This window comes from Bacillus sp. FSL M7-1345 (assembly GCF_038006985.1).
GTDB classification, from domain to species: Bacteria; Bacillota; Bacilli; order Bacillales; family Bacillaceae_G; genus Bacillus_A; species Bacillus_A cereus_U.
The window spans coordinates 974,032-995,581 of sequence record NZ_JBBOWG010000001.1; the positions used below are offsets into that span (position 1 = coordinate 974,032).

A 21,550-nucleotide genomic window follows, 5' to 3' on the forward strand; every position below is an offset into this window, starting at 1 on the left:
AGTAAGATCCCCACCTCAAAATTCAGCAAAAGCAAAGAAGTTAGGTGGGGGATCAACTGCCCGTAAAAGCCCGATTGGTGCGGGCTAATAATCAGTGGGGGATGAACAAAACCCCCACTGATTAAAGTTTCACTTTATTGTAGAACGGCTCTTATATTTTCACATCAAAATTAAATAACTTTATTATCATTACACAGATATGTATATGAATGTTACATTAGTATTTTTCTTCTTAATTTATATATTCGCAAGTAAAATAGCATAATATCAGTATGAATCACTATAGTAATATGAATTTTTGCATATTTTGAAATTCAGTATATCCTCCGAAAACTTTTGATTGTATAATGTGTTTTGTCATATTCTTTTAGATTTTTTTGACAAAAAATAGAAGACGTATTGGGAGAAGGCATTATGTACACAAAACTATTAAAATCAATTACATCATTATCACTAATAGGTGGTGCTTTATTATATACAAATGGCAGTGATGTGAAAGCTGCTGAAGCGGGCGTTTTTTCTGATGTGCCTACATCGCATTGGTCGTATCCGGCGATTAAAGATTTAGCGGACAAAAATATTATTTCAGGTTATGGAAATGGGATATTTGGTTTTGGAGATGTTGCGACGAGGGAGCAAGTTGCAGCTTTAATTTATCGAGTGCTAGTGCCGAATAAGCAAGGCGGTTCGTTTAGTAATGATGGAACTCGTTACGTATTAAAAGATGGCTCTACGTTTAAAAATCCTTACGGTGATATTAATCGAGATTCTACAATGTTTCCAGAAGAGGTATTAACTTTAACGAATTTAGGGGTTTTTAAAGGTGATGAAAATGGCCGATTTAGACCTAAAGCTTCTGTGAGTCGTGCGGAAATGGCACAAATTCTTACAAATGCTTTTCATCTTTCTGCTAAACAAAAACATACATTTAATGATGTTCCAAGTCCATTTTGGGCAGAAAATGCGATTAGTGCGGTGCAATCAAACGGAATCGCAGATGGTACAGGCGACGGGGAATTTGAACCATATGGTACAGTAACACGTGAACAGTATGCACAGTTTTTATATAAAACTTTGAAATCTAAAAATACTGATGTAAAGGATACAGGAGATGCGGCATTATTAACAGCATTCAAAAATGAAGTGCAAACGCGTATTAATGCGTACGAAACGAACATTACACTTCCATATAAAACGAAAAATAGTAATACAAAAGAAGTGATGAATACACTTTTCACCGCATATAAAGAAGTTGCAAGTAAAAATGAGTATACAAATTATAATAGATCGAATGTTTCATATGGACTTTCTGGATCACCTGGAAATTATACATTTACGCTACATATTACATATCGCGAAACGAAAGAACAAACGGAATATGTAATGAAACAAGCGAAAGCAATCGTTTCTTCTATTATTCAAGTCGGTATGGATGATCATGAAAAAGTGAAGGCGATTCATGATTACGTAGTAAAACATGTTTCTTACGATACGTCTTATAAAGCGTATACAGCATATGAGGCACTCGCGAATCGTTCTGCCGTTTGCCAAGGTTACACCCTATTAACCTATCAATTATTAAAAGAAGCTGGAATTGAGAATCATTTTGTAGTAGGAACTGGAGACGGTCAGCCTCATGCTTGGAATTTAGTTAAAATCAATAACAAATGGTACCATCTTGATACAACATTCGATGATCCAATACCTGATAAACAAGGGCGAGTAACATATTCTTATTTCAACTTATCAGATGAACAAATTGCAAGAAATCACGAGTGGAACCGCGGGGACTATCCGCAGGCTACAACAAATTATTATGATACACTTACAAATAAAATTGCAGCGGGTAGCTCTAAAACAACTGCATACGAGCAAATATTAAAAGATACAAAACTAAATTATTTAGCAAATGAATATGTTGCGAATAACTATAACGAATTAAAAAGTAAAATGCAGCAGCGCTATAGTGCAAAGCCTGAAAAGATTGAAATTCTGTATAAGCAATCAATGGACGGCGCACTGCAAGATGTGAAGAAGGCAATTGGCGAAATTCGTTTCCCGCAAGGCGCGAACCGTGTTTCTTATAAAGCGGAGCCGTATAATGCAAAAGAAGGATATTCTTTAGTGACGATTACGTTTATATATTGATAATAAAAAAGCATCTGTTTCAGATGCTTTTTTATTATTTTGATTCGACATAATGTGATAACGGAACATAACCGCATCTGTTATGATAACCTTTGAAATTTTACATTTCGGAGGATTAGTAATGGACCAAAAGAAGATTTTTGCTGTGTTAATAGGAATCGTGGTTTTACTTGCTTTTGTTATCCATCCAGGCGTCCCAGACAAACGTGTTCCTCTAAAAAATAAACTTGCAGTAATCCTTCCATTGATTGTTATATTCGGTTTAATTTCCTTATATATAATTAAAACAAGTACTTATCAAGTAACGTTAAAGATATCGATATAGTTAACTGGAAAAATGCATCTCACGCAATCAATGGTGAGTTCTCTAACGAAGTTAATGCCAGGATTCTTGATTTTGTAGAAAAACATTCTAATGACAACTAAGTTGAAAGTGGAAAATATGTTGTAATAACAACTTTATCTCTATATAGCTATTTAAGGGGATTTAGCTCATTTTTTATTTTGGGACATTTTAAAATCTTAGCTTGCTGGAGATAGGGTATCGCCAGCATTTCGGAAAAAAACACGCTAAGGGCATGCTTTTGGTCTTGCTCATAACGATATTAGTACAAGTGTAATGCGTGATAAATGGCCGCAAGTACTTGCGCCAAGTAAAGCTGATTTAGATGAAATTACAAGGATGTACCCATAATAATTAATAGGAGGACCTTAAAATGAAAAAATATATTCCATTTTCTATAATAACAACAGTTGTATTATTGGCTTCTGGATGTTCTCAGTTTAATAGTAAAACCGATGCAACGGTAAATAAAACTCAGATAAAAACTGCTGAGGTAGCAAATAACTCCCAGTCAAATGATTTTCCTGTAATTAATATGGGTGGAAAAATGGTGAAATACTATGACGACACATCCACTTTGGTAAATGACAGCTCCTCTGCAATTGAAGGGAATATAGTTAAAAATAAATATATTATATATAACGAAGTATATTTTACCATTTCAACAGTTGTTGTCACAGATGTATTAGAAAGTAATGATAATATTAAAGTAGGCGATAAAATAACGGTTCTTCAAACTGGTGGAGTTTTCGAATATAAGTCCGATCCAAAAAATAAAAAGACATTTGATACGGAGCAATCAATGAAAGATGGCCAACAATTTGAAGTAGTTTTTGAGAATGCTCCTGTGATAAAAGAAAATAAAAAAGTAATTCTTTTTTTGGAAAAATATAAAGGCCCAATTAGTTGCCAATATGTAACTAGTGGTGATTTCCAAGGGAGATTTCCAGTGGATGAAAATACAGATACTGTGAGTCCGCAAAATAAAGATTTTAAAGAAAAATTCATAAAAACAAATGACTTAAAAGAAAAAATTAAAAAGTTAAAAAAGGAAAAACAATAAAACGAAAATAATTAAGCTACTAAATAATAGAAACGAAACCAACTGTGCTATTTAAAATGGTACAGTTGGTTTCGTTTTGGTACTAACGCTTGCGAAGGTAAAGTTTTTTGCGATTTTGGGCATTTTTTCATGAAGAAAAGACACTCACATGAGTGTCTTTTCCGATAGTTTTTTAGCAGAAGCAAGAAGCTCCAACTATGATTAATAAAATAAATAATACAACTAATAAAGCAAAGCCGCCGCCACAACTACTACAACTACCACCAAAGCCCATAACAGTTCCTCCTTTAGATAAGAGGAGAAAACAAGAGGTCACTCATGTATTTTAACGGATTCAATTTACTTTATGTATTTACGCATGAATTGAGCAGGTCCTTTTGAAAATAAAGAAAAGAGACCCTCTAAGGTGTCTTTCTCCGATTTGAACCATCTCAAGTTTAATGATAGGGGGTCTCGCCACATACCTATCAAGCTGAAGGGAATCTTTTTTTTAGCTTTTAAAGAAATCCTCCATCATTTTAGCGCCTTCAATGTTCAATGTCACACCTTCTACTGTATCCTTCTTCTCATCTTTAGCGATCGTAATTTGCTCCGTATTATCAACCCACACAAGAAATTCTTCTTTTGAGTCATCTTTATATGTAACGGTTATAGTAGAATGCGCAGATGCCCTCTTTTTTTGATCTAGTGTGATTGTTTTAGGTGTTCCATTTTGAACTGCCGAAACGATAGATTGTATCATTTTTTCGTTATCTGTTTGAGATTTGGAACTAGTATTACTTGATGTTCTAAGCATCTCAATGTTTGTAATGTCTGCAGAGTTTAATTGAATGGTATTTTTCGTATTTTCTTGCTTAGTTTTTGGAGTATTATTTGTAGTAGAAGTGCTTGTACAACCTATTAAAGTAAAAGATAGAACACTTAGAGCACATATATAAGTGATTTTTTTCATTTTATCTCCTCCTCTAATTTAATTATAACAATATTCTGTTAATTTAGGTAGTTATTGTAATGAGGAAGGTAAAATAATATTTCACCCTTACAAAATTGTCACATTCATGTAAGGTAATTCAATAGATTCGTTACTTTTTCCATGTCATAATAAAGACATAAGAAAGCTAATCAAAAAACTATAAGTTATTAGGAGAGTGTCAGTCATGATTGTAACAACAACGTCTGGAATCCAAGGTAAAGAAATTATTGAGTATATTGATATTGTAAATGGTGAAGCTATTATGGGTGCAAATATTGTTCGTGATTTATTTGCTTCAGTTCGTGATGTTGTCGGTGGCCGTGCTGGCGCTTATGAAAGTAAGTTAAAAGAAGCTCGTGATATTGCAATGGGAGAAATGAAAGAACTTGCAAAACAAAAAGGTGCGAACGCTATCGTTGGTATTGACGTAGATTACGAAGTTGTTCGTGATGGAATGTTAATGGTTGCTGTAAGTGGTACAGCTGTACGTATATAATTAAATAAAAAACAGGCTCACCCCTTGAAGCGTATGCTTTGAGGGGCTTTTTTTGTTTTCAAGTAGTAGAAGTAAAAAGAATGAGCTTGATCCTTTAGGAAAAAGCTCATTCTTTTTATTTAAGCTATAAGATCTTTTGCTTCTACTTTCTTTTTGTTCATGACTAAAGTTAAAATGAACAAAATTAAGCTTAAAAGTGCCATTATAATAAAAACTTGCGTATAACCATCAAAATAATCACGAGCGATTCCTGCTAAGACAGGAATAAATCCGCCCATAATGTACCCTCCGGACTGCATCATAGCAGTCCATGCACTCGCATCTTCTGAAGTTTTTGTTTCATATAGCGGTAGCATGAGAGCGAGTGGGAATACGCCGCCGAGCCCGATACCTAGTAAAATAGAAGGGATCCATGGTGTAGTTAGTGGGTAAATCATAAGCGATAAACCTACGAGTACGAAGCATATACTCCCTAATAACCAAAGTGCTCGGTTTTTATAAATATCCGCTAATGTTGGAATTAAAAAGCTGCATATCATTTGAATAACTGTAAAAACAGTTATAAGAGTACCAGCTTGTTCGCTACTGACACCCATACTTTGATTTGCTGGCGCAAGCCACGTCGTAATGGAGTAAAAGATTCCTGATTGTAGTCCGAAAAAGATTGTGAACAACCATGCTTTTTTATTTCTTAAAGGTAAACTATTATTCTTTTTATCTTGTGTACTCGTATTCTTTTTTCGTTTCATAACCGGATACCAAAATATAATAGCGATAATAGTAAGTACACCCCAAAAAGCGAGTGCCATATTCCAATCGTCTTTTAATACATGTTGTAAAGGAATCGTTAATCCTGCACTTAAAGAAGCGCCAGTTCCCATGCCTACTGAATATATTCCAATCATTAAGCCGATTTTCGTAGGGAATTTTTCTTTAATAAAACCTGATAGTAACGGACCTGCAAGTGCAATTCCAATGCCGATAAATAAAGAGCTCGCGAATAATGTGGAAATGGAAGAGGTAAAAGCCCTCATACATGTAGCAAAGCCAATTAAAATAAGACAAGCCATAATTGCTTTTTCTGCCCCATATTTTTTAATTACCTTCCCAGTCAGTAAGGCGAATGTCCCCATACAAAAAACAGGAATGGCTGTTAAAAAACTAACGGAAAAATTGCTTATATTTAAGTCTTGTCGGATTGTTTCTAATAAAGGTGAAACAGATGTAATTCCGATACGTAAATTAATAGAAACAAAAAATAGTGCTAGTATATACAAATAAGTTCGTCCTTGATGTTTCAATTTAATTTTCTCCCCTCTTAAACATCAGACGTTATTCAGTATATCATCTGATGTTTGAGTGTAATATATAAGGAGCTTATTTCAGCTCCAAATTTTGAACGGCGTATGTTCGTGCCTCTTCGGCATTTTGTTTAAAAATAGCTTGGAATAACTTTTCATGAATGTCAGAGTTATCTTCATAGTTCACTGTATTTAATATTAATTGGCTTAAAATGTGGCGAAGGGCAGGTACGAAAGATTGATATAAATCAAGTAGAACTTCGTTTTTGCTCGCCTTTGCAATTGCTAGATGAAACTGAATATCTGCGTCTATGTATGCTACATAATTTCCTTCTTGAAGGGCATTTTTTCTTTTATTCAAATGTCCTTTTAAGTATAAAAGGTCCTCTTCACTTCGGCGCTGTGCCGCTAACATCGCTACTTCTTTATCCAACATATTTCGTGCTTCATATACATGATTAATATTAGCTGTTTGCAATCGTTTTTCAAATGAATCCTGTGTTGTATTTAGTGAGACAATACGAGTACCTTGTCCTTGTCGAACTTCTAAGATGCCGGCATGTACTAATATCTTTATGCTTTCTCGCAGCGTCGAACGCCCTACACCTAACTCTTCCATTAATTGCGGCTCTGTAGGGAGGCGATCACCAACTTCATACTCGCCAGAAAAGATTTTTTCTTGTAAACGTTCCAACACTTCATCGACTAATTTCCGTCGAGAAACTTTTGAAAAAGATTTCTTTTCGTTTATATTCATCTGCTCATCTCCTGTTATATTCGCTTTTATGATAACCAATTTAAGTTCTGTTGACAATGTTATTTTTTAGATAGTTGGAGCGGGAGGGGATAACGTTGATGAATAAATGAAAGGACAGCACATATTTTATATGACTCATATGTACTGTCCTCGCTTATTCCACAATTGTGTTTGTTTTTAGATTATGAAAAATCGTTTCCTGTCTTGCTATAAATTTCATAGGCAAAAAATCCAAATAAATAGCCTATTCCAGCTCCTAAACCAACTGTAAACAGTGAATAATCCGGGAAAAATATGTCGACAATTATACCGATTAAACACCCTAAAAGCATTCCCATTGGTATTAAACTATCTAATAAAACTTGAGCGTTTTTTGATTTTTTCTTACCTAAGTTACCGTTGTTATATTTATGTTTAAGCCTTCCAATTACAAATAATATAATTCCTCCGACTATTACAACAGGCGCAATTACCGTAATTAACCACATGTTAGAATCTCCTTTCGCCTTTTAATAGAATTATACCAGATACTTACAATTACATACTCCTAAACGTATATCTAATCTATTTAAAAGGTCGATCAAAAAGACTTCTTCCATTGTATTTAATCACTCGTCAAAAACACTTTCCCTTTTGTTTTTTCAGCAGACTGCACAACATCAACCGCCGTTTTCACATCTACTAAGTCATACGTAGAATGTACTGTCATGAAACGTAATTGTTTATCTTCTACTAAGCGAATTAAGTGACGAAACGTTTCTTGCCATTTATATGCGGACACTTCTTTATTCCAATGTCGTAAATGAAATATGTTAGCCTGCACCTTTGCTTTCGTGACAATCTCTGCCCAGTTTACTTGTATTCCTGATAGAAGGCCTATAGTTAAAAAGTGCCCATTTGGACGTAAGCAAAATGCTAATTCATTTCCATCCGGTCCCCCAATAGAATCAATCGCAGCATCTGCACCTATCCCGTTTGTTAACTCCATCACTGTTTCATAAAGCGGGGTAGTGGAAGTGTCTATTACATATTCGGCACCGAGCTGAAGTAATTCCTCAGTATGCTTATTGTTTCTAGTAACTGCAATTAATCGGAAGTTTAAAATTTGTGATAATTGAACAAAAAGGTGTCCAATAGCGGATCCACAAGCATTCACTAATAAAACGTCATTCTGTTTTAAGTTTAGAGTTTCTGTGCATGTGATCCACGCTGTAAGGGGATTAATATACATTTGTGATGCTGTAAAATCATCGATGGAATCGGGAATAGGGACTACAAAGTCAGCTGATGTTGTAACGAACTCTTGCCAAGTACCTTCTCCGCGTAAAGGCAAAACACGTTTGCCGATAAGGTCTCTAGAAACGAAAGGACCGACATCTTCTACAATACCAACACCTTCATAACCAGGTATGTTAGGTAAAGGGATTCTATGTGCATACGCTCCGGTTATTGGAATTAAGTCAGATGGATTAATCGGTCTAACTAGCATACGAACTAAAACTTCATTATCTTTTAATGGTTCTATATTTTTATATTCAACTTGTAACACATCTTTCGGATTGCCAAACTCATGAAATTGAATGTATTTTCCAAGCAAAATAAATGTTCCTCCTTAGTGTGATTGGATTAATTATAGCATTTTTAGCTTAATTGATTATTTCAGTAGCACTAAATAAAAGGGAACAGAAAGTCGTCGTTTATACATCTGATAAAATCGTAGAAAAAGGTACTGCTGTATGTACAAAATTTAATGAAAAGTAAGATCGACCCTTGGAGTTTATGCTTTGAGGGGATTTTTATTGTGCAAATTTCAAAAAAATACATGAATTATGTAGCATTGTATGGATTGTAAAATCGATTTCCTGAATAAGTTATTAGGTACATAGTAATATAATAAAAAGACGCCCTTGTGAGCGTCTTTTTCCAACTTGAGATAGATGTATCATTATTGTTCTGCTAGGGTACATAATTCTCGTTTAAAGCTTTCTCACACAAATGATCTGTGTATCAATTTTTTTGATATACAGATCATTTGTATGATAATTCTTATAGATAATTGCTGAATGATAACCTTACATGAATGTTTTTAAAAGTTCTTGAACCAATGGAATTACTCCACCTACGAATTTTAAAACTGCCATTGCGATTTCCATATGATTGCCTCCTTTTTTTAATAGTAAGATGTAATGAATCTTTATACCCTCATTATAGTAAGCGTTTACAAATACATCAATGCATTTCGATATGCAATATTTCATATTTGTATTCAGTAATGAGGAATCAGTAATTTATCAAAAAGTAAGGTGCATCTTGTATAGTATAATATAATGGTGGAGGTCAGATATGAAAAAAATAAGTTCAAATATAGATTTGGATACAAATGTATTGGAAGCGGTATTTATTCCAAGAAGGTTTATTATTTTATGGATCACACTCGTATATATAGCTTCAATGCTTTTAGAATTTCGTAATAATATTTTCTCTATGGATAGTTTTTTCTTTACAATAGTCATTGTTATTCATACTATTTTTCATTGGTATTCGAGTTCATTAAAAAATAGGCAATTGTTGTACTTCTTTTTTGTACAACTTTTCATTGTGTTTTTGGCTGCATTTATTGCAACAAATGCTTCGATAGCGATTTTTGTTGGATTAACTCCTATTTTAATCGCCCAAAGTTTATATGTTTATCACAATATATTTAAAGTAATGATAGTTTTTACTCTTATGTATGCAATATTTTGTGCTGCAATTAGTATTAATTATGGTGTGAATAAATTAGCTATTCTTATCTCTATGTTTCTTTTAGTGTTAGCAATTATTATTCCTTTTTCTTATATTAATAAGCAGCAATTTGATGCACGTAATCGTATACAGAGCTATATTCAAGAGTTAGAGTCTGCATATATGAGAGTGGAAGAATTGACATTGGCTAATGAAAGGCAGCGTATGGCAAGAGATTTACATGATACGTTAGCGCAAGGTGTAGCGAGCTTAATTATGCAATTGGAAGCAATAGATGCCCATATGCAAAAAGGGAATACAGGACGATCTCAAGAGATTATGAAACAAACTATGGTAAGAGCGAGACAAACTTTACATGATGCAAGGTTGGTTATTGATGATTTGCGTCATACTACTAATTCATTTAATGAAGCAGTAAAGGAAGAGGTTCAACGTTTTTCTGAAGCTACGTCTATACATGTGAGACTTACTATTCAAAGTCCACCGTATATTTCAAGCGTAGTAAAAGAGCACTGTTTATATGTAATTAGTGAATGTTTAACGAATATCGCAAAACACTCACAGGCAGCAGATGTAAATTTAAATGTTGAATATATCGATGATCTTGAAAAACTTACTATTGAAGTTGAAGATAATGGAATTGGTTTTGACACTGGATATATCGGTAAGAATCCTGGACACTATGGTTTAATTGGCTTAAATGAGCGTGTTCGATTGATTAAGGGAGAAATACATATATTGAGTGAAAAGATGAAGGGTACGAAAGTGTATATTCAAGTGCCTATAAATAAAGAAGGAGATAGCCATGAAGTATAACGTATTAATTGTGGATGATCATTTCGTTGTAAGAGAAGGTCTGAAATTAATAATAGAAACGAGTGATTCATTTCAAATTATAGGTGAGGCTGCAAACGGAGAAGAAGCCCTTTCTTTCATAGAAAAAAAGAAACCCGATGTTATTTTAATGGATTTAAATATGCCTAAAATGAGTGGTTTAGAAACGATTGAGGCTTTGAATAAAAAACAAAATCATACGCCGATTATTATATTAACTACTTATAACGAAGATGAATTAATGTTAAAGGGAATTGAGCTAGGAGCAAAAGGATATTTGCTAAAAGATACGGATCGTGAGAATTTATTTCGAACGTTGGAAGCGGCTATTCGAGGTGAGATTTTACTACAACCAAATATTATGGAAAAGATAGTGAAGTATAAAAGGAAAGAAGTACATGCTGATAAGGTTGCAGAAAATAACTTAACAGATAAAGAATTGTTTGTGTTGAAAGCTATTGCGCGCGGATATAAGAATAAAGAAATTGCATTTGATATGGGGATAGCTGAGCGAACGGTAAAAGCGCATTTAACAAATATATACAATAAATTAGGCGTTAACTCACGGTCAGAAGCAGTAGCTGTGTCTATTGAAAGGAAGTTAATTCATTTTTAAAACATTATATATGCCCAATCGTACATTATAGGCTTGCCCTTTTGTACGATTTTTTTATTTCTTCCTTATGTTATGCTTCAGAAAGTATGAGAGATCTAAGAACAGTACAATTACAGACTTTTTCTTTTATCCCAACATAGAACGTATTGCTGTAAATTCATTCAAAGATTGCAGTTGATAAGAAATGGGGGAGTTAACACAGATGTTTCTACCTATTACTACATTTGATAGGTTTAGTTGGCTGGGAAATGTTGCATTCTCTTCAGAAAAGATTAGCAGGAATCGAGCGCTTTCGAGGGCCGAAGAACTAAATGCTAATTTGTATGAAGAGAAATGTATAGATTCAGTTAGTAATATTCATGAGGAAAGAACGATAGATTTTGTGAAATATGGTGATAATTATGTATCGGGTCATGCGGAACCTTATTCAACAATTGTCATAACGAGCGGCGATATGCTTGTTGGAAGTGGACGGGTTAATGAGTATGGAGAATTTAAAATATATACGAATAATCATCTGGAAGAGTATTTGATAATAAAAGTTCAGTCGATATTAGGTGGTTTTTATCAAGAGAGTATAATAGTAAAGGTAGATTGTTAATTTATAATGATTCCAGTTTTTATTTTCTAAATAAAAATGAAAGGAAGCAACAAATTGTTGCTTCCTTTTTCTATTAAGCCGAAGCTTTCTTCATTCTCTCAAGTAAACTAGATAAAATATGCGTACGATAAGATTCTAGTTTTTTACCTTCGTAAGTACGAATACCTAATTTTTTAAGTTCTTTTACATACCAACCTTTGCTTCCGAAATACATGTGATCGCTCCCCTTCAACTTTGTTTATTTGTCCTGATTGTACTTGGAGGTACGGGCAATATAATGAAGGAAATGAATTTCGTGCGAAAATGGTTAACTTTGTTGCAAAAGACATATATACTAAGGGTAGTATATAACGAGGTGGGCAAGACGTGATTATAGAGAAGCACGAAATTCAAATTGACCAAATTACGAGCGGTAAAGTGAATATCTTTACTTTCTATAGAAATAGAAAGCAAGTTGACGATTACTTTTTACAATTGCAAGAACCATCGCTTACAGCAAACTACTTCTTCCATTTTCATTTTGATGCAGAGAGCCTTCATCTTCTGCAGGAAGAGTTTCCGAGCGTATATCCGTACGACCGTAGTGACACGATTCACGACTGGACGGAAAAGATGAAAGCGGAATTGCAACATCAGATCCAAACAGGAAAATGGAATAAGCGCATACGTATCGGTAATCGTATTCTAGATGTGGCGTTTACGTGGTGTGACGAAGATATAGTAGAGTGAAAAAGAAGCGGATGACGCTTCTTTTTTTAGCGCTGGAATAAAACGAGCTTACCTGCAGAAGATGTGCAGCGATGTGTTTTTTCATGCAATCCTTTTTCTTGTAAAATAGATTCGCCTTTTGCTTTCGCTTCTTTTTCAGTTGCTGCCTCGAATGATTCATCTAATGCTTTTGAACCATCTTTTTCAAAGACTGTTAGAACGTATACTCCCATGAAAATTCCCTCCAATAATTAAAATCAGAATCTTATAACTATTTTGTCATAAATCACTAGAATATGCAAAGAAATATATGACATTGCGTGGTAAAATAAAGTGAAACTTTAATTAGTGGGAAGTCTTTTCACTCCGCTAATTATTAGTTTTTAGCTATTTTAATATTGATAAGATGAAACTTTTGAAATATAGAAAGGATCGTTTATTTGTGAAACAAGTGAAGTTTATACATGCGGCTGATTTGCATTTGGATAGTCCGTTTAAAGGGATGGAAATGAATGTACCACAGTCTGTTTGGGAGAGAATGAAGCAAAGTACGTTTGAATCGTTCGAGCGTATTGTTGATAAAGCGATTCAAGAGCGCGTTGATTTCGTATTACTGGCTGGGGATTTGTATGATGCGGAGACGAGAAGTTTGAGAGCGCAAGTGTTTGTGCGTGAGCAAATGAAGCGACTTTCGCAGTACGATATTCCCGTTTTTATTATTCACGGTAACCACGATCATTTAGGGGGAAGCTGGGCGGCAATTGAGTTTCCAGAAAATGTTCATGTGTTTACGGAGCCTTATGTAGAAGAGAAGTCGTTTTATAAAAATGGTGAGCTGTTAGCTTCTATTTACGGTTTTAGTTATTTGCAGCAAGCGGTAACGGATAATATGACAGCGCAATATACGAAAATGAGTGATGCGCCTTTTCATATTGGAATGCTTCACGGAAGTGTGGAAGGGGATGCGGAGCATAATCGCTATGCACCGTTTCAAATTCGTGAGCTGAAAGAAAAGCAGTTTGATTATTGGGCTCTTGGCCATATACATAAACGTGAAATTTTATCGGAGGAGCCGTACATTATTTATCCAGGTAATATACAAGGGCGCCATCGGAAGGAGACGGGCGAGAAGGGTGCATACCTTATTGAACTCACGAAACAAGGATCACATTGTTCGTTTTTCCATACGGCGGATGTAGTGTGGGATGAGATAGAAGTGAGTATCGATGGACTTGAAACTGTTGATGATCTTATGACGAGCGCGTCAAGTGCGATGAATGAATGCAGAAGAGAAGAGGACGGCACGCTTTTAACTGTCGTATTTATAGGGCAGGGACCACTTTCTCCTTATTTACGTGAAGACAAGCGCGTGGAAGAGATTTTTCATATTTTAGCAGCGGGAGAAGAGCGAAAAGACTTTGTATATGCGATGAAGTGGAAAAATGAGACGGTTTCTTTTGCGGAAATTGAGCGTTTGAAAGAAGAAAATCATTTCGTCGGTAGTGTGCTAAAAGAGTTAGAAGCTTTTACAAATATGGACGGAGTGTTGCGCACGATTTGGACATCTCCTGTAGCGCGTAATAGTATTGAAGCTTTTACGGAAGAAGAGAAGAAAGAGATTCAAAAGGAAGCGGAAAATATTATTTTAGAGCAATTATTCCAGCAAGAGAGGGATAAAAAATGAGAATTGAAAAACTCCATATTTATGGCTATGGAAAACTAGAAAATGTGGAAATGGATCTTTCATTGCTGACGGTGTTGTACGGTGAAAATGAAGCGGGTAAATCGACAATTCGCTCGTTTATGAAAAGTATTCTGTTCGGTTTTCCGACGAGAGGACAGCGCCGTTATGATCCGAAAGAAGGCGGAAAGTACGGCGGAGCGATGACTGTGCAAACAGAGAAGTACGGCCGTTTGAAAATTGAACGATTGCCAAAGACGGCAGCAGGCGAGGTGACCGTTTATTTTGAAGACGGGAAAACTGGCGGCGAAGATATTTTAAACGATATATTAAGCGGTGTGAATGAAAGTTTATTTGATTCTGTTTTTTCATTTGATATGCATGGTCTTCAAAATATTCATCAGCTTGGCGAAGCGGATATCGGTAATTATTTATTTTCGGCAAGCGCAGTCGGAAGTGATGCGTTATTGCAGTTAGATAAAAAGTTAGAAAAAGAAATGAATCAGCGTTTTAAGCCGAGTGGTCGTAACCCTGAAATTAACGTGTCACTGCAAGAGATGAAGAAAATTGAGGAAAAGATGAAAGAGTGGCAAGGGAAGATTGGCACGTATGAAAAACAGGTCGAGCAGTTAAAAGAAAGTGAAGAGAAACTTGCTTCTGTTCGTGCGGAAAAAGAGTCAGCCGAAAGACGAAAGCAAGACTATGAAATATTAGCAGCGCTTGAGCCTCTCGTTATTGAAAAGAGTGCGCACGAGAAAGTGTTAGAAAACGAAAACGGGCAGTTTCCTGTAAACGGGATGGCGCGCTATGAGGCGGTAAAGGCAAAGATGGAACCGCTGCAAGTACAAGTAGATTCACTTCAAAAAAAGATAGAAACAGTGCAATCAGAAATTGATTCCACAGAAATAGATGAAGCATTTTTACAAAAAGAAAGTTACGTAGAAGAACTACGCATGCAGCATATGTCTTATGAAAATGCACGTCAAGAAATGCGTGATATGACGGGAAGTATTGCGAATATAAAAGAAGAAATCGCAGAATTAGAGCAACAAATTGGCGCTACTTTTGAACAAGAGACTGTTCTTTCATTTGATATAAGTTTAGCGACGAAAGAATTAATTACGCAAACTGTGCAAAAGGCGAGAGAGTTAGAAACGCAAAAAGCACAACTAGATGAACGTTTTAAAACGGCTCAAGAGCAATTAGAAGAGCAAGAAGAAAACATAAGACAAATAAGTCAGCAAATGTTAGCGGATGAAGAACGAAATACGTTAGTTGAGAAAGAAAAATCATTTCAGGATGCTGCATTTTTAGGTATGGGCGCAGAGAGAATGAAGCGTAAGTATGAGGAAAAAGCAGGGGCGGCTACGCAAAAGAAAAAGCAGTGGCAAAGAATTTGTCTTCTGTTACTTCTTATTAATACGGGCATTTTATTCACGAGTCTATTTATAGATAACCGCGTGCTGTTATTTATTAGTGTGATTGTTTTTGTAGGGATTGTCCTTGCTCTCGTTTTATATAAAGATTCGTCAAGTGGATTACAAGAAGAGCTCCTTACTCTTCAGCAAAGTGCTGGCGGACGTCAAAGTGAAGAAGTGATGTCGGTTCGCTATCAGTTAGAAAAAGATGAAGAGATTCGAAAATTATTTGAGCGAGAGTCGTATAAATTACAGCAAATGGAACGTACATATGATAAAGTCGTTTCATCTTATGAAGAATGGGAGAGAGAAACTTTCCGTACGGGAGAACAAGTAGATGCGTATAAAACGCGCTATATGCTCCCTGAATTTTATACGTATGCGCACATATTGCCGGCGTTTGAGCGTATTGAAAAAATGCAGTCATTATATCGTGATTTAGAGAAGCAAAGTAAGCGAAAATCTGCATTGTATGAAATGATTTCGCACTTTGAACATAAACTAGAAACTGTTATCGGTAGTAAAGAGTATAGTAATTTGCATGAGGCGCAAAGTCGTATGCAAAATGAGAAAGAAAAGCGCCGAACTTGTAAGCAGCTGAAAGAAAAGCTGGCGGAATGGCAAGAAGAATATGAGTTCATGCAAGAGCAATTAAAACAACTGCTAGTAGAACGAGATGGGTTATGGCGTATTGCAGAATCTACAGATGAAGAGATGTTTCTAGAAGCAGGAAGCTTGGCGGAAAAACGTGAAGATGCAGATAAGCAAGTGGGGCGTTTATTACCTCAAATTAATCTTTTAGAACAGCGCTTAACGAGTTTGTCATTAGCTGAGCATTATGAGGCTGACGGTTATGATGAAAAATTAAAGCAAGAAATTACAGCCGCGCAAAACTGTCTTGCACAAGAGAAAGAACTGACAGAGCGTATTGCGAAGCATCGAATAGAAATTGCGAATTTAGAAGAAGGCAGTACGTATGGTGATTTACTACATGAGTGGGAAATGAAAAAAGCGCAAGTGCGTGAACAAGTGAAGAAGTGGGCTGCATATGCGGCTGCAAAGACAGTGCTAACGAAAACGAAGCAATATTATCATGAAGTGCATCTTCCGCGTATTTTACAAAAATCCGAAGAGTATTTCGTTTATTTAACGGGCGGGAGATATAGTAAAATATTCTCACCGTCAGAAGCGGAACCTTTTATTGTGGAGCGTAATGATGGTATGCGTTTTTACAGTCATGAACTGAGCCAAGCGACAGCGGAGCAGTTATATTTATCATTGCGATTTGCGCTAGCGAAAACGTTTGAGCATGATTATCCATTTATTATTGATGATAGTTTCGTGCATTTTGATGTGGTAAGGACGAATCGAACGATTGAACTAATAAAGGAAATTGCGAAAGATAGACAAGTTATCTTCTTTACGTGCCATGCGCATCTACTCACGTATTTTACAGAAAATGAGATTATAAAATTAACACGTAAGCGTAAAGAAAATGAGTTGTAGTATGCTATACTAAAAGTAATTGATATGGTGGAGGAATTCGAATGAAAAAGAAAATTGTAGAATATGAAGTTGGTGAACAAGTCGATGTTTTCTTGTTAATTAAAACAGCGACAAAAGGTCTCGCAAGTAATGGTAAGCCGTTTTTAACAGTAATCTTACAAGATCCAAGTGGAGATATTGAAGCGAAGCTATGGGATGTATCACCAGAAGTTGAGAAGCAATATGTAGCGGAAACGATCGTTAAAGTAGCTGGAGATATTCTAAACTATAAAGGACGTATTCAATTACGTGTGAAACAAATCCGTGTTGCGAATGAGAATGAAGTAACGGACATTTCAGACTTTGTAGAAAAAGCTCCAATAAAAAAAGAAGATATGGTTGAGAAAATTACGCAATACATATTTGAAATGAGAAACCCGAACATTCAGCGTCTAACAAGACATTTGTTAAATAAGCACCAAAACGAATTTTTAGAATATCCAGCAGCGACGAAAAATCATCACGAGTTCGTATCTGGACTAGCTTATCACGTAGTATCGATGTTAGATTTAGCGAAAGCTATCTCGGCTCTATACCCATCGTTAGATAAAGACTTACTATATGCGGGCGTTATTTTACACGATCTTGGTAAAGTATTTGAGCTATCTGGCCCGATTTCTACGACGTATACGTTAGAAGGAAATTTACTTGGCCACATCTCTATCATGGTGAACGAAATTGGTAAAGCAGCAGAGGAACTACAAATCGATGCAGAAGAAGTATTAATTCTTCAGCACATCGTCCTTTCTCACCACGGAAAAGCAGAATGGGGTAGCCCAAAACCACCATTAGTAAAAGAAGCAGAAATTCTGCACTACATCGATAACTTAGATGCAAAAATGAACATGATGGACCGCGCATTAGGACGTACAAAACCAGGCGAATACACAGAACGTGTCTTTGCTCTTGATAATCGTTCGTTCTATAAACCGACGTTCCATAATTAAGATTGTAAATAGAAGGGCCTCATTAAGTGTTAAAAAACTTAATGAGGCTGTTTTTTTACTAAAAATCAAATGAAATAGCATATGGAAGACGTGTTGATGTAGCATGTTTTAATGAAAATAAATAAATTATATTTGTTGGAGTTAAAGCGCCGGATAATGATTGCCACAACGATAAAAAGTGGAAAGATTATCTAACTTATTGTGATAAATTTTATTTTTTCAGGGATGGGTCATACATGCCATCATTATATGGAACACCGTATATTTAAGCGAAGATGTAGAAATGTTAAGAAGTACGCATGGGTTTAACGAAGAACTATTACAACAGATCTCACCACTAGGATAGGAGCGTATCAAATTTTTAGGTGAGTACCGATTTAAGATGAAAGAAACTACAAAGTTAGAATCTCTTCGGCCTTTACAACAGGTCTAAAAATAAGAGCCGAATTTTTCTTAGAGTAGAAAATTCGGCTCATTTTATGTTGAAATTTGTTTAGAGTATATTTTCGTTAAAATGTGGGTGGGACTCATGCCTAACAACCTAAGAAATTGGTTATTCCCCAAAACGAGAATTTCGCGTGTTTTTAGTCTAAGAACGTTAGTTATTTGATCTTAAAAGAACAGCTTTTTCTAAATAAGGGGTAGCGTCACATCACCATCAACTTAACAAATAAAAATACCCCAAAACAAAAAAAGAATTCACTATGTAAAAATACGCATAGTGAATTCGTATTTATTAACTGCTCAAAAAGAACAGTCGTAAATATCATAGGTATAAGAAGATGATCATCTTTGATATTCTAGGGATTGTGTATAAAACGACTGTGAAGCATAGACAATCTGCCTATTAAAACGTAATTTGGTTTTATTTCACAATTTTATAATGATTTTAAGATAGGGAAGTTGACATTTTTCTCGGATAATTGGCATTATTAACCCCTTATATCAAAGTTAAAATTATTTATATAACAAAGAAGGAACCTATCATACTTCCTAATAGGTTCCTTCTTTAAATGCAAAAACTTCAAATGTATCGGGTTATGCTTCGAATCGTTTTCGTTTCCATAAAGATATTATAAAGTTGAATTTCTTGTTATATTTTAGCTGGATGATGATGAGATACCATCATCCAATTTTTTTTATGATTCAATTTAGGATGAATATTTACTGTCGTTTGATAGGCGGTGCATAATAGTTAAAAGCTAAATCCAGCAAGGCACTTGCTTCTTGACGCAGTAACAAATCCTTCGGACGGAAGATAAGGGATCCATCAGCGTTGATGGAAGTATCAGGGTCTAGAATTCCTTGGGAGGCAAGTGCCTGAATCGATTGGACTGCCCAGTCATCTGCGGCATCAAGTAATTTAACTTTAATAGCTTTATCAGGTTGAATCGTTTTCAAGTCTTGAATTTGCTTAACGTTTTGAATCATGGTTGCTGCGACCTGTCGGGTAATCGGAGTAGCACGGTTATACTCTGGAATTCCATTCATAATTTTTCCCCTTGCCTCCTTGGAGTCGTCTGGAAAACCGTTCCATCCATGAGCAAGTAACAACGTATCCGCAAACTCTCCTTGTGTCATGGTGTCCATCGGATTGAATAGATTACCTGTTTTAGCACCCATAATATTTAGGGCATGAAGATTATCAATGTGACTTCTATAGTTACTCTTTTGTGGAACGTCATCAAAAGGTGGTTTGTTGTTAATTCTCTGGGCATCTGCTACAAAATCAAGGCTTTTAGGAGAATTGTAGTGAAAATATGTGATTTCTCCAGCTGAATTCTTTTTGAAAGCAACTTTGTTGCCTTCCGAATCTTCAAATAACAACGGATGAATCATTTTGAGAACTTGTTTTCCAGTTGTACCACCCTCCATAACCAAATTCCCATTTTCATAAGTAAAATGAGTGCGAATTGCAGCGAAACGCGTCTGTTGGAATAAGCCTAAGTATTTATTAGCTTCTTTTTCCTCTAATGGGAGATAACTTGTTTTTACTTCATTCTTCTTAGCAGGGAAATAGTGATCCATGAGAGTTTCATATATGTCTATACTCATCATTGAATCATTATTGTAAGACATGAAAAATGCTGTTTTTTGTTCTGGCACTAAAATCAGCATTGATTGATGTCCAGGCATACTTCCCCCTTTCATTACAACGTGTTGACCGTTAGCAAATTCATTGAAAGGCGTTTCAAATCCAATTGTCGCAACAGGAATTGTCTTATCATCAAAAACTTGATAGGCATGCATCATATCCATGCTTTTTTTACTTACAATTTCTTTGCCTTTAAACTTTCCTTTCTGTAGCTGCATAATCATGTATTTTGACATGTCTTCTCCGGTAGATATAATACCTCCCTGTGGTGCATCCATTAGACCGTTTCCACTTGTTGGAATTGGATCGCCAGTGGGCCCATAATGTGTAGCCATTCTCTTGAGAAGATTAGGCGTAAAGCTCAAACTTGTAGATTTCATACCTAATGGTTTAAAAATATTCTTTTCCATATATTTTGAGAAAGGAGTACTAGTAACATTCTCTACTGCAAACCCTGCGAGCGCAAATGCAACGTTGTCATACGTATAAGCTTCACCAGGCGGCCGTACCACCGTTGGCATATGTTTAGAGAAAAATTCCTTCATCGGTATACTGTGATTAATATATTCAGGCCCGGTTATCGTGGTGATATCAGGTAAATCTACCCCGCTGGTATAAGTGAGCATATCAAACAGGGTAAGAGGTTTTCCTGTTTTATTAGGTATTTGTAATCCACCAAGATATTTTTGTACGTCTTGATCAAGTTTAAGCTTTCCTTTATCGACTTGCTGCATCACAGCCAAAGCAGTAAAAGTTTTCGAGACTGAAGCGATTTGAAAGACCGTGTCCTTAGTGACGGGGATTTTCTTTTCTTTATCGGCATATCCATACCCTTTATTGACAACGACCTTTCCATCATGAACGACGACAAAACTAGAACCGTTCACATTATACTTCTTCATTTTTTCTTCAAATAACGAATCAGCAAAAGATTCTATTTCTTTTATATTATTAGGTCCTTTCGTCATTTGGATATTAGTCGTGGATGCCGCTGGTTTTGATTTTCCTGCTTCTAATGATTGTTGGGAACATGCAGAAATCATGGTTGAAGAAGAAAGAAGAATTGTAACGATCCCCAGTTTGTTAATTGCTTGTTTCATTTTTGTACGCTCCTTTATTTAATTGAAATTTTTTGTTAGCACAACGAGTTAGCGGCTCGTTAGCGTATGAACAGAGTGTAGCAAGCGGCGAGTCATAGTCGATAGTGAACTTTTGTCATATTTATAAAGAACAACAAAAATTGAGTGGAATACGGCTATATTAATAGCTATGTCATAGA

General features: G+C 35.5%; 22 protein-coding genes and 2 pseudogenes. 13 read left to right on the forward strand and 11 right to left on the reverse strand.

Features of this window, described 5'->3' with window-relative positions:
• Positions 1-414: 414 nt before the first annotated feature.
• Positions 415-2,148 carry an S-layer homology domain-containing protein gene (locus MHB76_RS05030; protein ID WP_078174819.1) on the forward strand — a complete coding sequence of 578 codons (1,734 nt, stop codon included), beginning with the start codon at positions 415-417 and terminating at the stop codon, positions 2,146-2,148.
• On the opposite strand, the gene MHB76_RS05035 is transcribed toward MHB76_RS05030, so the two are convergent.
• Complete coding sequence (locus tag MHB76_RS05035) at positions 2,122-2,352, reverse strand: hypothetical protein (protein WP_176108035.1); 231 nt, start codon at positions 2,350-2,352, stop codon at positions 2,122-2,124. The two genes, MHB76_RS05030 and MHB76_RS05035, sit on opposite strands and share 27 nt — an antisense overlap.
• A gap of 102 nt (positions 2,353-2,454) precedes the next feature.
• Between MHB76_RS05035 and MHB76_RS05040 the strand changes: the two are divergent.
• Both MHB76_RS05040 and MHB76_RS05045 read left to right on the forward strand, forming a co-directional pair.
• Positions 2,455-2,574: pseudogene (locus MHB76_RS05040) on the forward strand (alpha/beta fold hydrolase); the annotation flags it as partial.
• A 290-nt stretch (positions 2,575-2,864) separates the two neighbouring features.
• Positions 2,865-3,554: a hypothetical protein gene (locus MHB76_RS05045; protein WP_070146251.1), complete on the forward strand. Its 690-nt coding sequence runs from the start codon at positions 2,865-2,867 to the stop codon at positions 3,552-3,554.
• A 172-nt stretch (positions 3,555-3,726) separates the two neighbouring features.
• Here the strand turns inward: MHB76_RS05045 and MHB76_RS05050 are convergent, their stop codons facing one another.
• Together MHB76_RS05050 and MHB76_RS05055 are read right to left on the reverse strand one after the other, a co-directional pair.
• The gene (locus tag MHB76_RS05050) at positions 3,727-3,828 is read right to left on the reverse strand and encodes a YjcZ family sporulation protein (RefSeq protein WP_000505688.1); all 102 of its coding nucleotides are present in this window, start codon (positions 3,826-3,828) and stop codon (positions 3,727-3,729) included.
• Between the two features lie 216 nt (positions 3,829-4,044).
• Positions 4,045-4,506, reverse strand: a complete 462-nt coding sequence (locus MHB76_RS05055) for a hypothetical protein (RefSeq protein ID WP_070128058.1) — start codon at positions 4,504-4,506, stop codon at positions 4,045-4,047.
• 205 nt (positions 4,507-4,711) lie between these two features.
• Here MHB76_RS05055 and MHB76_RS05060 point away from each other — a divergent pair, with 205 nt between their 5' ends.
• A complete protein-coding gene (locus MHB76_RS05060; protein ID WP_000637508.1) occupies positions 4,712-5,023 on the forward strand; it encodes a heavy metal-binding domain-containing protein in 312 nt (103 codons plus the stop codon).
• A 119-nt stretch (positions 5,024-5,142) separates the two neighbouring features.
• Here the strand turns inward: MHB76_RS05060 and MHB76_RS05065 are convergent, their stop codons facing one another.
• The 5 genes from MHB76_RS05065 to MHB76_RS05085 form a co-directional block, all read right to left on the reverse strand.
• Positions 5,143-6,330, reverse strand: a complete 1,188-nt coding sequence (locus tag MHB76_RS05065) for an MFS transporter (RefSeq protein ID WP_078174817.1) — start codon at positions 6,328-6,330, stop codon at positions 5,143-5,145.
• A gap of 70 nt (positions 6,331-6,400) precedes the next feature.
• Positions 6,401-7,081: a FadR/GntR family transcriptional regulator gene (locus MHB76_RS05070; protein WP_002201513.1), complete on the reverse strand. Its 681-nt coding sequence runs from the start codon at positions 7,079-7,081 to the stop codon at positions 6,401-6,403.
• A gap of 182 nt (positions 7,082-7,263) precedes the next feature.
• Positions 7,264-7,569, reverse strand: a complete 306-nt coding sequence (locus tag MHB76_RS05075; RefSeq protein WP_078174816.1) for a hypothetical protein — start codon at positions 7,567-7,569, stop codon at positions 7,264-7,266.
• A gap of 116 nt (positions 7,570-7,685) precedes the next feature.
• Positions 7,686-8,678, reverse strand: coding sequence for a zinc-dependent alcohol dehydrogenase family protein (locus MHB76_RS05080; protein WP_078174815.1), 993 nt, complete (start codon positions 8,676-8,678; stop codon positions 7,686-7,688).
• A gap of 475 nt (positions 8,679-9,153) precedes the next feature.
• Positions 9,154-9,339, reverse strand: coding sequence for a hypothetical protein (locus tag MHB76_RS05085; protein ID WP_078174814.1), 186 nt, complete (start codon positions 9,337-9,339; stop codon positions 9,154-9,156).
• A gap of 85 nt (positions 9,340-9,424) precedes the next feature.
• Between MHB76_RS05085 and MHB76_RS05090 the strand changes: the two genes are divergently transcribed.
• The 3 genes from MHB76_RS05090 to MHB76_RS05100 all read left to right on the forward strand — a co-directional run bounded on the left by MHB76_RS05090 (position 9,425) and on the right by MHB76_RS05100 (position 11,877).
• On the forward strand, positions 9,425-10,642 hold the full coding sequence (locus MHB76_RS05090) for a sensor histidine kinase (RefSeq protein ID WP_016103944.1): 1,218 nt from the start codon (positions 9,425-9,427) through the stop codon (positions 10,640-10,642).
• On the forward strand, positions 10,632-11,276 hold the full coding sequence (locus tag MHB76_RS05095; protein ID WP_016103945.1) for a response regulator: 645 nt from the start codon (positions 10,632-10,634) through the stop codon (positions 11,274-11,276). Before MHB76_RS05090 ends, MHB76_RS05095 begins: the two co-directional genes overlap by 11 nt.
• 202 nt (positions 11,277-11,478) lie before the next feature.
• The gene (locus MHB76_RS05100) at positions 11,479-11,877 is read left to right on the forward strand and encodes an Ig-like domain-containing protein (RefSeq protein ID WP_078174813.1); all 399 of its coding nucleotides are present in this window, start codon (positions 11,479-11,481) and stop codon (positions 11,875-11,877) included.
• Positions 11,878-11,950: 73 nt separating this feature from the next.
• Here the strand turns inward: MHB76_RS05100 and MHB76_RS05105 are convergent, their stop codons facing one another.
• Positions 11,951-12,091, reverse strand: coding sequence for a YflJ family protein (locus MHB76_RS05105; RefSeq protein WP_000273535.1), 141 nt, complete (start codon positions 12,089-12,091; stop codon positions 11,951-11,953).
• Positions 12,092-12,243: 152 nt separating this feature from the next.
• On the opposite strand from MHB76_RS05105, the gene MHB76_RS05110 reads away from it, so the two are divergent.
• Positions 12,244-12,606, forward strand: a complete 363-nt coding sequence (locus tag MHB76_RS05110; protein ID WP_078174812.1) for a hypothetical protein — start codon at positions 12,244-12,246, stop codon at positions 12,604-12,606.
• 26 nt (positions 12,607-12,632) lie between these two features.
• Here MHB76_RS05110 and MHB76_RS05115 read toward each other — a convergent pair whose 3' ends face one another.
• A complete protein-coding gene (locus MHB76_RS05115; RefSeq protein ID WP_000539550.1) occupies positions 12,633-12,818 on the reverse strand; it encodes a YhzD family protein in 186 nt (61 codons plus the stop codon).
• Between the two features lie 209 nt (positions 12,819-13,027).
• Here MHB76_RS05115 and MHB76_RS05120 point away from each other — a divergent pair, with 209 nt between their 5' ends.
• The 5 genes and pseudogenes from MHB76_RS05120 to MHB76_RS26270 all read left to right on the forward strand — a co-directional run.
• Complete coding sequence (locus MHB76_RS05120; protein ID WP_078174832.1) at positions 13,028-14,269, forward strand: metallophosphoesterase family protein; 1,242 nt, start codon at positions 13,028-13,030, stop codon at positions 14,267-14,269.
• Positions 14,266-17,190, forward strand: a complete 2,925-nt coding sequence (locus tag MHB76_RS05125) for an ATP-binding protein (protein WP_340985872.1) — start codon at positions 14,266-14,268, stop codon at positions 17,188-17,190. Before MHB76_RS05120 ends, MHB76_RS05125 begins: the two co-directional genes overlap by 4 nt.
• Before the next feature lie 41 nt (positions 17,191-17,231).
• The gene (gene yhaM, locus MHB76_RS05130; protein WP_002030183.1) at positions 17,232-18,176 is read left to right on the forward strand and encodes a 3'-5' exoribonuclease YhaM; all 945 of its coding nucleotides are present in this window, start codon (positions 17,232-17,234) and stop codon (positions 18,174-18,176) included.
• A gap of 128 nt (positions 18,177-18,304) precedes the next feature.
• Positions 18,305-18,445 carry an MmcB family DNA repair protein gene (locus MHB76_RS05135; protein WP_303047233.1) on the forward strand — a complete coding sequence of 47 codons (141 nt, stop codon included), beginning with the start codon at positions 18,305-18,307 and terminating at the stop codon, positions 18,443-18,445.
• Positions 18,406-18,609: pseudogene (locus MHB76_RS26270) on the forward strand (Tn3 family transposase); the annotation flags it as partial. The gene MHB76_RS05135 and the pseudogene MHB76_RS26270, both read left to right, overlap by 40 nt.
• 731 nt (positions 18,610-19,340) lie before the next feature.
• Here MHB76_RS26270 and MHB76_RS05145 read toward each other — a convergent pair.
• Positions 19,341-21,371, reverse strand: a complete 2,031-nt coding sequence (locus MHB76_RS05145) for a serine hydrolase (RefSeq protein ID WP_340985874.1) — start codon at positions 21,369-21,371, stop codon at positions 19,341-19,343.
• Positions 21,372-21,550: the final 179 nt, after the last annotated feature.

Excerpts from the sequence above, each read along its gene's own strand:
- MHB76_RS05090 (WP_016103944.1), top strand. The coding sequence starts at position 9,425 with ATGAAAAAAATAAGTTCAAATATAGATTTGGATACAAATGTATTGGAA.
- yhaM (WP_002030183.1), top strand. The coding sequence starts at position 17,232 with ATGAAAAAGAAAATTGTAGAATATGAAGTTGGTGAACAAGTCGATGTT.
- MHB76_RS05095 (WP_016103945.1), top strand. The coding sequence starts at position 10,632 with ATGAAGTATAACGTATTAATTGTGGATGATCATTTCGTTGTAAGAGAA.
- MHB76_RS05030 (WP_078174819.1), top strand. The coding sequence starts at position 415 with ATGTACACAAAACTATTAAAATCAATTACATCATTATCACTAATAGGT.
- MHB76_RS05115 (WP_000539550.1), bottom strand. The coding sequence starts at position 12,818 with ATGGGAGTATACGTTCTAACAGTCTTTGAAAAAGATGGTTCAAAAGCA.
- MHB76_RS05055 (WP_070128058.1), bottom strand. The coding sequence starts at position 4,506 with ATGAAAAAAATCACTTATATATGTGCTCTAAGTGTTCTATCTTTTACT.
- MHB76_RS05050 (WP_000505688.1), bottom strand. The coding sequence starts at position 3,828 with ATGGGCTTTGGTGGTAGTTGTAGTAGTTGTGGCGGCGGCTTTGCTTTA.
- MHB76_RS05045 (WP_070146251.1), top strand. The coding sequence starts at position 2,865 with ATGAAAAAATATATTCCATTTTCTATAATAACAACAGTTGTATTATTG.
- MHB76_RS05085 (WP_078174814.1), bottom strand. The coding sequence starts at position 9,339 with ATGAAATATTGCATATCGAAATGCATTGATGTATTTGTAAACGCTTAC.
- MHB76_RS05075 (WP_078174816.1), bottom strand. The coding sequence starts at position 7,569 with ATGTGGTTAATTACGGTAATTGCGCCTGTTGTAATAGTCGGAGGAATT.
- MHB76_RS05125 (WP_340985872.1), top strand. The coding sequence starts at position 14,266 with ATGAGAATTGAAAAACTCCATATTTATGGCTATGGAAAACTAGAAAAT.
- MHB76_RS05070 (WP_002201513.1), bottom strand. The coding sequence starts at position 7,081 with ATGAATATAAACGAAAAGAAATCTTTTTCAAAAGTTTCTCGACGGAAA.
- MHB76_RS05145 (WP_340985874.1), bottom strand. The coding sequence starts at position 21,371 with ATGAAACAAGCAATTAACAAACTGGGGATCGTTACAATTCTTCTTTCT.
- MHB76_RS05105 (WP_000273535.1), bottom strand. The coding sequence starts at position 12,091 with ATGTATTTCGGAAGCAAAGGTTGGTATGTAAAAGAACTTAAAAAATTA.
- MHB76_RS05100 (WP_078174813.1), top strand. The coding sequence starts at position 11,479 with ATGTTTCTACCTATTACTACATTTGATAGGTTTAGTTGGCTGGGAAAT.
- MHB76_RS05060 (WP_000637508.1), top strand. The coding sequence starts at position 4,712 with ATGATTGTAACAACAACGTCTGGAATCCAAGGTAAAGAAATTATTGAG.